The following is a 13,100-nucleotide window of genomic DNA, read 5'->3' as shown; positions in this document are numbered from 1 at the left end:
TTGGTTTACGCCTATAATAGGCGGCTTTTGTAGACTGTAAAATTGCTATCATTGCTATCGGAAGCCAGCGTTGTGCTTAATTTCATAGCAAGGTAATTCACAAGTCTGTCAGCTCAAACGTAAGTGCCAGAGAAACATTTAATTTAATGTCATCAAATAACCATTCCATGCGCCGGAAAAGTCATCCAATAAAAACGCTATTATCGCATTCATCGACGCAAGCAGCTATGTTTCCGGCAGGTTCGGTATATGCTCGCACTTTGATGGCAAGTGTTTTGCTAACTGCCTTTGGTGCGGCACAAGCACAACAAGTCGTTCCAGCGCAAACCGCGAATACAAAAGAACAGTCTGGTCAGGACAAGAAAAGCACAGTGACAGAACCGATGATAACGCCTGTTCTGATCGGAAAAACAGACAACGCAGCCGCATTGACGACCGTCCTTAAAGCAGAACAAGTCTCGGGTCAGCCAGACCGTATGATCCAACTTGAACATCAGGTTGAAGTGACTCGCGGCAATTTAAATTTTAGTGCGGATCAGGCAACCTACTTGCAATTAGATGATCAATTAGATGCGGTCGGTAAAGTGACATTGAAGCGTAATGGCGACTGTTATCGCGGCGATGTGATGAGTTTTATTTTGGAAACAGGCGCAGGATTTGTACAAAATCCTAGCTATTTTTTCGCTAAAAATAATGGTCAGGGACGCGCTGAAAAAATTGAATTTGAAAGTGAAGAAAGAGCGAGAATTTCTAACGGAACTTACAGTACTTGTGAAGGTTTAGATCCGGACTGGTATTTGCGTGCGGATACCATGAGCCTAGATACGGGGTTAGATACCGGCGTGGCTGGTAAATCCGTCCTGTACTTTAAAGGCGTGCCGATTATGGGTACCCCATCGTGGCTGAATTTTAGTTTCCCTCTCTCTGGTGCGCGTCACTCAGGTTTATTGCCGCCCACGGTCGGGCATTCAAATAAAGGGGGTATCGAATTTGGTACGCCATACTATTTCAATATCGCCCCCAATCGTGATTTCACTTTGCATCCAAAATTCATCGCACGACGCGGCCTGCAGTTGGGAATGGAAGGTCGGTACTTAGGTGAGACTTATGCCGGTGAAACGGCAGTCGAAGTGATTCGCGATAAATTGACTGACACGACCCGTTATTCCGGTAGCTCTGTGCATCGGCAAAATTTTACGCCTGAATTGGTCTTGTCTTGGAATTTGAACAAGGCATCTGACAACGATTATCCTGCTGATTTTTCGAATTCGACAACCAAGACTGCGCAACGTTTGTTAGTGCGCGATATCGGATTTGATTATTATGGCAGTTTCTGGAATGCCGCCTTGCGCTCTACCAGCTATCAGGTTTTGCAAGATATTACAGCGCCGATTACGCTGCCTTACGAGCGTCTGCCACAACTTAGTTTCCACGCTGGACAGAGCGATGTGGCTGGCTTGGATTGGTCCGTCGATGCCTCAATGACGCGCTTTTGGCATCCCACTTTTACCCGTGGTCAGCGTGCGGTATTTAATCCACAAATCTCTTTGCCGTATATACAGCCTGCTTACTTTATTGTGCCGAAGCTGGCGTTTCATGCGACTAGCTACCAAATTGATAATCCCGCAGTTGGTAAGCCGGATAGTTTGCAAAGAACCGTGCCGATTTTCTCTATCGACAGCGGTTTAGTGTTTGAACGTCGCGCCAGCTTATTAGGTGAAAAAATGACACAGACGCTAGAGCCGCGTTTGTTCTATGTGAATACGCCATATCGCGATCAAAAAGATTATCCACTGTTTGATACCGCACTTGCTGATTTTAACTTCGCACAAATTTTTAGTGAAAATCGTTTCACTGGACATGATCGTATCGGGGATTCAAATCAAGTCACGACGGCGCTGGTGTCCCGTTTTATTGAAGACAATGGCGCAGAGCGCTTTAAATTTGCATTGGGGCAGCGCTTTTATTTCAATACGCAAAAAGTCAGTCTGGATGGTAAATCGAACCCTAGTCGCTCTGATCTATTATTGGCTGGTACAGGTCAGGTATCAGATACTTTGAATGTCGAAGCAGCTCTGCAGGTGAGTCAGAGTGATCGCCAGTCAGTGCGCTCGAATTACGCAATTCGCTGGCAACCCGCACCGAAGAAAATACTGAATTTGCAATATCAATTTCAGCGTGAAGTGTTGAAGCAATTGGAATTGTCTGGACAGTGGCCAATGGCGCATCGTTGGTATGTCGTCGGTAAGAGTAACTATTCTTTGCAAAACAATAAGTTGGTCGAAGGTCTCGCGGGCTTTGAATATCGCGCCGACTGCTGGGCTTTGCGCTTTGTTGCGCATAGGTTTGCGACAACTAACTTATCGAATAATTCCGGTTTTTCGATACAGCTAGAATTAAATGGCTTGGCAAGAATCGGTTTTGGCTCAAATCCGGTTGAAACTTTGAAAAAGAATATTTCAGGTTATCAGGCTACGAATTAGCGTGTATATTGCAGCTTTCGCCAGAAAATGGCGATAAAAGTCGAGGATGAATAGCTAGCGCCTCATTTTTATTATGAATTTTGGATCACTATGCGACACAATTTGCACATGAATCAATGGAAACGTCCGGCAGCTTTGACTCTTTCAGTTTGCCTGACAGCATTATTTGGACTTTCTTTTTCTGTCACCGCCGGCGCACAGACGGCCAGCAAGCCTGCAAGCCAATCTGCTTCACCCGTAGCGCCGATTGAAGATCCGTTGGCTGCAAGCGCGAAAGTTGCTCCGAAAAAAGCTTCTAAAAACCAAGTAATCAATGGCATTGCTGTCGTGGTGAACGATGAAGTCATTACTAAAATGGAAGTGGATGAACGGATCAACTCGATCGAACGTAACTTAAAAGCGCAAGGCACACCATTGCCTGCACGCGCTGATCTGGAAAAGCAAATTCTGGAACGCATGATTATTGATAGGCTGCAGGTTCAGCTCGCGAAAGAGCAAGGTATGCGCGTTGATGACATCATGCTTGATCGCGCTTTGCAAAGAATGGCAGAACAAAATAAAACGACGCTGCAAGAAATGCGCAATCAGATTGAACGCGAAGGTGCTTCGTTCGCTTCTTTCCGCGAAGAAATCCGCGACGATATTATGATGCAGCGTGTACGTGAACGTGAAGTCGATAGCAAATTACAAGTCTCCGAATTAGAAGTAGATAATTTCCTCGCAGCCGAAGCAGTGTCTCCAAGCAAAAATCAGGAAATTAATCTTGGTCACATCATGGTGCGTATTCCAGAAAATGCGACACCAGAAATCATCGCACAGCGCAATGCCCGCGCTCAGGAAGTCTACAAAAAATTGCGTATTGGCGACGATTTCGCGAAGTTGGCAGCGACTTATTCTGATTCAAATGAAGCTTTAAAAGGCGGTGAAGTCGGCTGGCGCGAACAAGATAAGATTCCGACGATCTTCGTGGAAGCTGTGAACAAGATCAGCTTCGTTGGTGGCTTCTCAGAAATCATCCGTAGCCCGAATGGTTTCCATATTTTTAAACTCTTAGGTAAGCGCGATATCGCTCCGGTTGCCGCTGCGAACACCGTACAAGAAACCAATGTGCGGCATATTCTGATGCGTCCTACTCAATTGATGACAGCCGCGCAAATAAAGAGCACGCTGGCAGAGTTGAAGCAAAAGATCGCGAATAAAACGGCGACTTTTGAAGAGTTGGCGAAGGCTAATTCTGTCGATTCTTCTGCATCAAAAGGTGGCGATCTAGGGTGGGTACATCCGGGCGACACTTTCCCTGATTTCGAAACGACTATGAATAAATTGGCGGTGAACGAAGTCAGCGATCCAGTCGAAACACAAATGGGTTTTCACTTGATTCAAGTGTTGGATCGTAAAGTGAGTGATGATTCAAAAGAACGTAAACGTGTCGCTGCTCGTCAATCAGTACGTGCTCGCAAATCAGAAGAAGCATTGCAAGACTGGTTACGTCAATTACGTGACCGTGCTTATGTTGAATTCCGAAATGAACAGAAGTAAGAATAAAAATTAAAAGCAAGCATCAAAAATAATGGGATCGAATCTACCTGTCATCGCGATTACTGTTGGTGAACCCGCCGGCATAGGACCAGAAATTTCCTTACTGGCGGCGTGGGAATTGCGTGCGCAGGTTAGACCCATATTGATAGGCGATGCCGCTTATCTGGCGATGTTGGCACATGATTTGGATAAAAATATCCGCCTCATGGGCGTTTCACAACAAGCTCTTCGACATAATGGTTTGCCGGGATGTGGCAAGGATCAAATCACCGTCATCGATTGCCCCCTGTCGGCGCATGTGCAAGCTGGGCAGCTTGATCCGCGCAATGGTCGGGCGGTATTGGCGACTTTAGATGTAGCGATTGACGCAATACAACGTGGCTGGTGCGATGCGATGGTTACCGCGCCACTTCAAAAGAGCACGATCAACGATGCGGGTGTCGCTTTCACCGGACATACTGAATATCTGGCACAGCAAACCCACACGCCCCAAGTGGTGATGATGCTGGCATGTGAGGCGTCCAAGCATTTACCTCAAGCTTTACGGGTAGCGTTAGCGACGACACATTTGCCCTTGCGCGAAGTACCTGATGCGATTCAATTCGATGACTTATTGCGGACATTGCAGATTATTCATCATGATTTACAAGAAAAATTTGGCATCGCTAAACCCAAGATTTTTGTTACTGGTTTAAATCCGCATGCAGGTGAAAATGGCTATCTGGGGCGCGAAGAAATTGACGTCATCAATCCCGTTATTCAACATGCACGCAGTTTGGGTATGGACGTACACGGAGCATTTCCGGCTGACACATTGTTCCAGCAAAAATACTTGAAAGATGCTGATTGCGTATTGGCGATGTACCACGATCAAGGCTTGTCGGTTTTGAAGTACGCTAGTTTTGGATTGGGCGTGAATATCACTTTGGGCCTGCCCTTGATCCGTACTTCAGTTGACCATGGTACCGCTTTAGATCTGGCAAAATTAGGTACCGGCTTAGCCGACGCTGGCAGTATGAAGGTCGCAATTCGTATTGCTGCAGAAATGGTAGCGCGCCAAAATGCCGGTCGAAATCAGGCTGCGAATCACAGTTAAAGCCTGTCATCGATCGCGATCAATACCGCCGAGCAGCATTTAGTGAGCATCGGATCATCGGGGCATCGGACCATCGATTAATCAATAAATAGTCAGACAATATAAAAATATGAAGCACATCGCACGTAAACGTTTTGGACAAAATTTTCTGACCGATCAGCAGGTGTTGAATGACATTATCAGTGTCATTAATCCGCAGCGCGGTGAGAGCATGGTCGAGATTGGCCCTGGCCTGGCGGCGATGACACGTCTGTTACTTGAAGGTTTGGACCAACTGCATGTCGTCGAACTTGATCGCGATCTGGTTGCGCGTTTGAAAAAAAGTTTTGATCCCACCAAACTAGTTATTCATGAAGGCGATGCACTGCAATTTGATTTTGCGTCAATTCCTGTGAATGAAGGTAAGAAGCTGCGCATCGTTGGCAATCTTCCATACAATATTTCCAGTCCATTATTATTTCATCTCGCTGAGTATGCGGAACAAGTAGAAGACCAACATTTTATGTTGCAAAAAGAGGTCGTTGAGCGCATGGTGGCAGAGCCGGGCGGTAAAGAATACGGTCGCTTATCCGTCATGCTGCAATGGCGCTATCACATGGAGTTGCTCTTTATCGTACCGCCAACGGCGTTTGATCCGCCACCGCGCGTTGACTCCGCCATTGTGCGTATGATTCCAAAAAAAGAAAAACTGCCGTGTAAATTGCAGAATTTGGAACAAGTCGTGACCAAGTCATTTTCGCAGCGTCGTAAAACTATACGCAACTGTGTCGCGGGTCTTTTCACTGAGCAGCAGTTGATGGAAGTCGGCATTGATCCGCAATTACGTGCGGAAGCGATTCCACTAGAACAGTATGTCGCACTCGCGAATTTGTTACCCGTTTAATTATGTAATTCAGATACGATGAGCCCGACATTATGAACCTGACGAATACACCAGAATGGCAAGCTTTGTTGGGTCACAAAGCGCGTTTGCAAAATCAACATTTACGTAATTTGTTTGCCGATGATGCAGAGCGTTTTAAACATTTTTCCTTAGAGCTCAATGGCTTGCTGGTCGATTATTCCAAGCAGCGTATCGATGTTGCGGCATTGAATGATTTGATCAAGTTGGCACAGCATTCTCAGGTTGAAGACTGGCGTGATCGCATGTTTGCCGGTGAAAAAATTAACTTCAGCGAAAACCGCGCCGTCTTGCACACAGCGTTGCGCCATACCGATTTCACGCCCTTCCCGAATGCGGAAAATGATGTCATGCCCGAAGTGCATGCAGTGCGCAAACAAATGCGCGATATCGTTGAGCGCGTGCGCAGTGGTTTGTGGCGTGGCTTCAAAGGTGACGCAATTCAGAATATTGTGAACATCGGTATTGGCGGTTCTGATCTCGGTCCGAAATTAGCGACACGCGCCTTGTCGGCGCTGCAGCATCCTGGATTGAATTTCTATTATGTGTCGAATCTGGATAGTGCTCATCTCGCGCCGCTGCTAGAAAAACTTGATCCGCATACGACTTTATTTATTGTGGCGTCGAAGACTTTCACCACACAAGAAACCAGTATTAATGCACATACAGCACGTACGTGGTTGTTGGCTGCAGCGATGGAAGAATGGGCAATTGCAAAGCACTTTATTGCGGTTACATCAAACCCGAGCAAAGCCCACGAATTTGGTATCCCAGATGCGAATATTTTGCAGATCTGGGATTGGGTGGGCGGTCGCTATTCCTTATGGTCTGCGGTTGGCTTGTCAGTCGCATTGGCAATCGGTATGCGCGGTTTTGAGCGTTTGCTTGAAGGCGCGGAAACCATGGATAAACATTTTTGTAGTGCGCCTTTGGACAAAAATTTGCCAGTATTGCTTGCACTTATGTCGATCTGGAACACCAACTTTCTCGGTGCAGAAACCACCGCAGTATTGCCCTACAATGAATCCATGCGGCATCTGCCCGGCTTTTTACAACAGCTAGAAATGGAATCGAATGGCAAGACAGTAGGGCGTGATGGCGAGCCCTTGAGTTGCCGCGCGAACCCGATTGTCTGGGGTGAAATCGGCGTGAATGGTCAACATGCTTTCTTCCAGTTATTGCACCAAGGCGGTTGGTTAATTCCTTGCGATTTTGTGGTTGCCGCTAGCAGCGATTACCCATTACCTGGACATCAAGCACCATTGTTAGCAAATTGCCTAGCGCAGAGTTCCGCTTTGGCATTTGGAAAAACTGAGCAACAGGCACGCATAGAATTAGCGGCCGCAGGTTTGCAGGAAGCTGAGATTGCGAAACTCTTGCCACATAAGGTTTTTGCCGGTAATCAACCATCGACTACGATTTTGATGACTAGCCTCGATCCATTTCAGTTGGGCATGTTACTGGCTTTGTATGAGCACAAGGTCTTTGTGCAAGGTGTGGTGTGGGGCTTGAATTCTTTTGATCAATGGGGCGTGGAGTTAGGCAAACAATTAGCGAATAGTTTGTTGCCGGCGCTTAAAGGTGATCAAGCATATGACGCGCAGCTCGATGATTCGACACGCGGATTGATTTCCTACTTCAGGCGTTATGGAAATAATTAAGTTTTGCAATCACCCTCGCCCACAAGTGAGTGAGGGTTGGGGGAAGGGCGATTCCGTTTAGAAAAATGTTTCGTTACGAAGACGAAAATTCTCGATGTATTCGTTTACAGCGTCACAGGCGTATCAAACTCACGCTCGATCAATTCTACTTTATAGCCATCCGGATCTTGCACAAACGCGATCACGGTGCGGCCACCTTTGACCGGACCAGCTTCGCGTGTGACATTCCCACCGCGCGCTTTGGCTGCGGCGCAGGCCGCAGCTGCATCTGGCACCGAAATCGCGATATGACCATAGGCGGTACCCATTTCATACGACTCAACACCGTAGTTGTAAGTTAATTCCAATTCAGCATGGTCGGGATTGCTGCCAAACCCTAAGAAGGCGAGCGTGTATTGATATTCTGGATTGTCGGAGGTGCGGAGTAATTTCATTCCTAATACTTCAGTATAGAAATCGATAGAGCGTTGCAGGTTGCCGACGCGTAGCATCGTGTGGAGTAAGCGCATGGAAGCCTCGAAAAAAAGTAGGGAAGGCAGGGATTGTACTCGCAAATAAAGTTGACTGCCTTGACGCAGCGATTCTGGAACTGAATCTGAATTTTAGTTTGCGTCTGCTGAGGTAGACGCAAACTAAAATCGAGTAGGGCGATCAGAACACAGGTAAATCAGCACTCGCATGTTGCCGCAATTGTTGCTTTGCGTGTTCATATTCTGGGTAGATGGATTCGACTGTCGCCCAAAAATCTGCGCTGTGATTCATCTCGCGTAAATGCGAAAGTTCGTGTGCCACGACATAGTCGATAATCGCTGGTGAGAAATGAATTAATCGCCAATTTAATCGTATCTTGCCTTGCGAGGTACAAGAACCCCAGCGTGTTCCAGCCGACGATAAACTCATGGAATGATACGTCACACCCAGACGCTGCGCGAAGATAGGAAGACGTTGATTAAAGATGCGTTTAGCTTCCTGTTGTAACCAGCTTTGCACGCGGTCTTTGAGTTGTTGCTCGTCGAAATCAGGCGGTAAGGATATCTGTAATATTCCTTGTTCTGCATCATGGGTGACTGCGGTACGACCCTGATGGGCGATACGCAAAGTCAGATGGCTACCTAAGTAAGGCAGATGAGCGCCATCTTCCCAGCGCATGGTTGCTCTTATACGTCGCTTAGCCAGCTCGCGTTTTTCTCTTAGTTTGCTGATGATCCACTGTTGTTTTTCAACGATGGCTTGCTCGATATCAGCCAGTATCACCCAGCGCGGCGCAGTGATGCGCAATCCTTCATCTGCAATCAAAAAACCTATGCTGCGGCGTTTGGAGCGTCGTAGTTCGTATTCGAGGACTTGGTCTTGGATTAGAATCTGGCGTTTGCGTGAGCCAACGCTGCTGCCGTGTTCCGGCGATTGAGGTGTCGGGGGACGCTTCTCAATGAAGACGTCCTTGTTCCCAAACAAATCATTGAAAAAATCTAATTGTAGTGCGCGTTGCAGGCCTTGTATCAAGGAAGGCTGTGATAACTTGCGGGCGGTAATTGGTTTTGCAGCGGTCATGCGATGTCTCTCAAAACGATGTAGCTATGAGCGCGCCGAAGAGAAAAATTGAAGCTCTAGAGCGCGTTCTAAGAGTGTAGCACGGCTGCAATGGAATATTTTATGCGTGATTTATTTACGGTTTTATGCGCATTTTTATTCGCATTTCTATTTGTAAATTTGCGGAGAAATCACCCGCATTTCGGCTTCTATCCACTCTTCCACTTTGGCCATTAATTCCGTCGCATTCATGTCACCTGGCGCAATTGGTTTGCCGACGGATACCGTGATGATGCCTGGACGCTTAATGAAAGAATTCTTAGGCCAGCATTCTCCAGAATTTAAGGCGATAGGAATCACAGGTGTATTTGTTTCAATAGCAAGGCGAGTACCGCCACCTTTGTAATTGCCTTTTTGCCCGACCGGAATACGTGTACCTTCAGGGAACATAATCACCCATTGGCCATCGGCTAAACGTTTGCGACCTATGGTGACCACTTGCGCAAACGCGTCCTTGCCTTTGCTACGGTCGATAGGAATCATCTTCATTAAAGAAATCGCCCAGCCAAAGAAGGGAATGTATGTGATGGATTTCTTAAAAACGAAAACTAGCGGACGTGGCGTCGACATCAAAAGAAAGATGGTTTCCCAAGCCGATTGGTGTTTGGACAAAACGATCACAGGGCCGTCGGGAAAATTTTCATAACCACGGGTTTGATAACGGATGCCGCAGATGACTTTTGCCGCCCAGATGATAAATACATTCCAACGCGCAGTTGCCCAATAACGCTGGTTATATGGCAGCGGTGCAAACAAGAAGCAAATTGGTGCCCAGATCACCGTCGCGATGATCATCACGAGGGCAAAAATTAAAGAGCGGATAAAACAAAAAGCTGAATACATTATGTGTCCTGAATTGAAATTTCAATATATGTCTTTAGTTATCAAAGTCGATAACGAATCGCTAATCAATCGTCAAACAATCGTCAATCAATCGTCTGCATCGGTCTGCGTGCTAAGCAAGGCATCCACCATGGCGGCCAAATCAGAGTGAATTTGCGTGCATGGCGGCAAACCGCCTTTGTTCATCGTGCCTTGGCCTTTGCCCGTTAACACTAAATTTGGTATGCAGCCGACCACAAATCCCGATTGCAAATCACGCAGCGAATCACCAACACAATGCACGCCTTTAAGCGAAATGTTGTAACGCGTTGCGATCTCCTGCAGCATGCCCGGTTTAGGTTTGCGGCAATCACAATTATCATCGGCGCTATGTGGGCAGAAAAAAACGGCGTCGATCACGCCGCCCACTTGCTCTACCGTTGCATGCATTTTTTGGTGAATTGCATTTAAGGTTGTCATTGGAAATAACTTACGCGCCACACCCGATTGATTCGTCGCTACCACGACCGTGTATCCAGCCTGATTCAAACGCGCAATAGCCTGCGCTGAGCCAGGAATGATATGCCATTCATCAGGAGATTTGATGAAAGCGTCGGAGTCCTGATTAATCACGCCATCGCGGTCGAGAATGATGAGTTTGGTGGTAGGGGTCATCATGGTTGCCTAATATTTTTCAATGCGGTTCAGAATGCTGTCGGTTTAAGTCTCCCTTCTCCCGCAAGCGGGAGAAGGGGCGGGGATGAGGGAGGTTCAGATTCGTCAACATGATATTGAAAGCAGAACTTGTCGATATTTTGCGACCTTGCACCTAAATGCTGTGCTGCTTCTGAACTTCCTTCACCCTAACCCCCTCCCGCAAGCGGGAGAGGGGATTTCAAGCTTACTTACGCCGCCAACTTAGAAATATCCGCGACCTGATTCAACATGCCATGCAAAGATGCCAGCAAGGCTAAACGATTATTGCGTAGCGCCAGATCTTCTGCATTCACCATTACGTCATTGAAGAAGCTATCAACGCCTTCGCGTAAAGCAGCGAGCGTCTTCAATGCACCTGTAAAGTCACCTGCGGCGTATGCGGCATCGACGCCAGGTTTAACATCAGCCATCGCTTTATACAGCGCTTGTTCAGCAGCTTCTTGCAATAGTGCTGGATTGATCGCTCCAGGTGTACCTTCGGCTTTTTTCAAAATATTCGTAATGCGTTTATTCGCTGCTGCCAGCGATGCAGATTCTGGCAATGCTGCAAAACTTTGCACCGCTTGCAAACGCTCGACAATGTTATCTAGCGTATCTGGATTTTGTGCTACGACCGCCTCGACTTCATTTTGAGAGAAACCGCGTTCACGTAATTGTCCGCGCAAACGGTCATACAAGAAAGCTAAGACATCGACACTGGGATCTTTGAAATTGCTATTACTTGTGAATAGATTTGTCGCTGTTGCGATTAAAGCTTGCAGAGAAATTGACAAACGGTTTTCCACTAACATACGCAAAATGCCGAGTGCATGACGACGCAAAGCAAATGGATCTTTGTCGCCAGTTGGTTGTAAACCGATACCCCAGATACCTACCAGAGTTTCAAGTTTGTCAGCCAAGGCAACGGCAGTGCCCGTCGCAGTCGCTGGCAACGCATCACCGGCGAAACGCGGTTGATAATGTTCAGAGGCTGCAGCGGCGACTTCAGGATGTTCGCCATCATGTAAAGCGTAGTAAGTTCCCATGATGCCTTGCAGCTCCGGGAATTCTCCAACCATGTCGGTCAATAAGTCCGCTTTCGCCAACAAGGCACCACGTTCTGCGATATTCTCATCGGCACCGACCATAGGCGCGATATGACGTGCCAAAGACATGACCCTGTGGGTGCGATCAGCCTGACTACCGAGCTTGTTGTGATACACAACATTGGATAATTGACCTAAGCGATCGCCTAGCGTTTTTTTCTTATCTTGTTCAAAGAAAAATTTCGCATCCGACAAGCGTGGTCGCACGACGCGCTCATTACCTTGAATGATGTGTTCTGGTGTATCGGTCGCTAAGTTAGACACGATCAAAAAGCGTGAACGCAATTTACCAGCAGCATCGGTCACAGCAAAATATTTCTGATTCGTTTGCATAGTCAGAATCAGACATTCTTGCGGCACAGCCAAGAACTCCTCTTCGAAGTGACATTCATACACGACTGGCCATTCAACCAACGCGGCAACTTCATCGAGCAAAGATTCAGGCATCAATACTAAGTCACCATTGGCTTTCGTCAGTAGCGCAGCACGGATTTTTTCTTTGCGTTCAGTGACGTTGGCGATGACCTTGCCTTGCTCTGCGAGCGCTGCAGCGTAGTGGTCGGCATGAACTATGGAAACTTCACCAGCTGATAAAAAACGATGACCTTGTGTCACCCGACCTGCGGTCAATCCGAGTGCCGCCAAAGGCAAAATGTCTGCACCATGCAAAGCAATAATGCTGTGGACTGGGCGTACAAAATGCACGGTCTCGCCATCAGGGCGTTGATAGCTCATGACTTTAGGGATAGGCAATTTGCTGATGGACTCTTCCAACGCCAATTGAAGACTGCCAGCCAACGCTGTACCTGGTGCGGTGTAGCTGTAAAAAAAGCTCTCTGCTTTACCATCAATCGCACGCTCCAACTCAGCAATTTGCAAATTCGGGAACCCCAATGCAGCGAGTTTTTTTGTCAGTGGTGGTGTTGCATTGCCATTGGCATCTAACGCAACAGCTACCGGCAAGACCTTCTCGCGCATTTGCTTATCGGGAGAAGTCGCGCGCACTTTGGTAATGCTCACCGCCAAACGGCGTGGAGAAGCAAAACTAGTTGCAATCGAATCTACCTCCAAGAAATCACGGGATTTCAAACCATTGACAATGCCAGCGGCGAAGGCTTCACCAAGTTTCGCTAACGCTTTAGGTGGTAGTTCTTCTGTAAAAAATTCTAGTAAAAGTGTTTGATTCATAGTCGATCTCGATTCTGT

Annotated in this window: 10 protein-coding genes; 5 read left to right on the top strand and 5 right to left on the bottom strand. The window is 47.2% G+C overall.

Annotated elements, in window-relative coordinates; all coding sequences use genetic code 11:
- Window positions 1-227 precede the first annotated feature (227 nt).
- From ACO0KW_RS08205 to pgi, 5 genes are all read left to right on the top strand, one after another.
- Complete coding sequence (locus ACO0KW_RS08205) at window positions 228-2,483, top strand: LPS-assembly protein LptD (protein WP_423052491.1); 2,256 nt, start codon at window positions 228-230, stop codon at window positions 2,481-2,483.
- Window positions 2,484-2,573: 90 nt separating this feature from the next.
- Entirely contained in the window at window positions 2,574-4,022 is a 1,449-nt protein-coding gene (locus tag ACO0KW_RS08200; protein WP_423052489.1) for a peptidylprolyl isomerase, read from the top strand.
- 31 nt (window positions 4,023-4,053) lie between these two features.
- Window positions 4,054-5,118, top strand: coding sequence for a 4-hydroxythreonine-4-phosphate dehydrogenase PdxA (gene pdxA / locus ACO0KW_RS08195; RefSeq protein ID WP_423052487.1), 1,065 nt, complete (start codon window positions 4,054-4,056; stop codon window positions 5,116-5,118).
- A gap of 109 nt (window positions 5,119-5,227) precedes the next feature.
- A complete protein-coding gene (gene rsmA, locus ACO0KW_RS08190) occupies window positions 5,228-6,001 on the top strand; it encodes a 16S rRNA (adenine(1518)-N(6)/adenine(1519)-N(6))-dimethyltransferase RsmA (protein WP_423052485.1) in 774 nt (257 codons plus the stop codon).
- A 32-nt stretch (window positions 6,002-6,033) separates the two neighbouring features.
- Complete coding sequence (gene pgi, locus ACO0KW_RS08185) at window positions 6,034-7,680, top strand: glucose-6-phosphate isomerase (RefSeq protein WP_423052483.1); 1,647 nt, start codon at window positions 6,034-6,036, stop codon at window positions 7,678-7,680.
- A gap of 104 nt (window positions 7,681-7,784) precedes the next feature.
- Here the strand turns inward: pgi and gloA are convergent, their stop codons facing one another.
- The 5 genes from gloA to glyS all read right to left on the bottom strand — a co-directional run bounded on the left by gloA (window position 7,785) and on the right by glyS (window position 13,082).
- On the bottom strand, window positions 7,785-8,189 hold the full coding sequence (gene gloA / locus ACO0KW_RS08180) for a lactoylglutathione lyase (RefSeq protein ID WP_423052481.1): 405 nt from the start codon (window positions 8,187-8,189) through the stop codon (window positions 7,785-7,787).
- Between the two features lie 142 nt (window positions 8,190-8,331).
- Window positions 8,332-9,231: a M48 family metallopeptidase gene (locus ACO0KW_RS08175; RefSeq protein WP_423052479.1), complete on the bottom strand. Its 900-nt coding sequence runs from the start codon at window positions 9,229-9,231 to the stop codon at window positions 8,332-8,334.
- 147 nt (window positions 9,232-9,378) lie between these two features.
- Window positions 9,379-10,113, bottom strand: coding sequence for a lysophospholipid acyltransferase family protein (locus tag ACO0KW_RS08170; RefSeq protein ID WP_423052477.1), 735 nt, complete (start codon window positions 10,111-10,113; stop codon window positions 9,379-9,381).
- A gap of 87 nt (window positions 10,114-10,200) precedes the next feature.
- Window positions 10,201-10,770 (bottom strand): D-glycero-beta-D-manno-heptose 1,7-bisphosphate 7-phosphatase, encoded by a 570-nt coding sequence (gmhB, locus tag ACO0KW_RS08165; protein ID WP_423052475.1) that lies wholly within the window; start codon window positions 10,768-10,770, stop codon window positions 10,201-10,203.
- Between the two features lie 227 nt (window positions 10,771-10,997).
- Entirely contained in the window at window positions 10,998-13,082 is a 2,085-nt protein-coding gene (gene glyS / locus ACO0KW_RS08160; RefSeq protein WP_423052473.1) for a glycine--tRNA ligase subunit beta, read from the bottom strand.
- Window positions 13,083-13,100: the final 18 nt, after the last annotated feature.

The organism is Undibacterium sp. Ji22W (genome assembly GCF_049340305.1).
Taxonomy (GTDB): domain Bacteria; phylum Pseudomonadota; class Gammaproteobacteria; order Burkholderiales; family Burkholderiaceae_D; genus Undibacterium.
The sequence above is the reverse complement of the archived record's forward strand: the minus strand, read 5'-3'. Positions and strand labels throughout refer to the sequence as shown.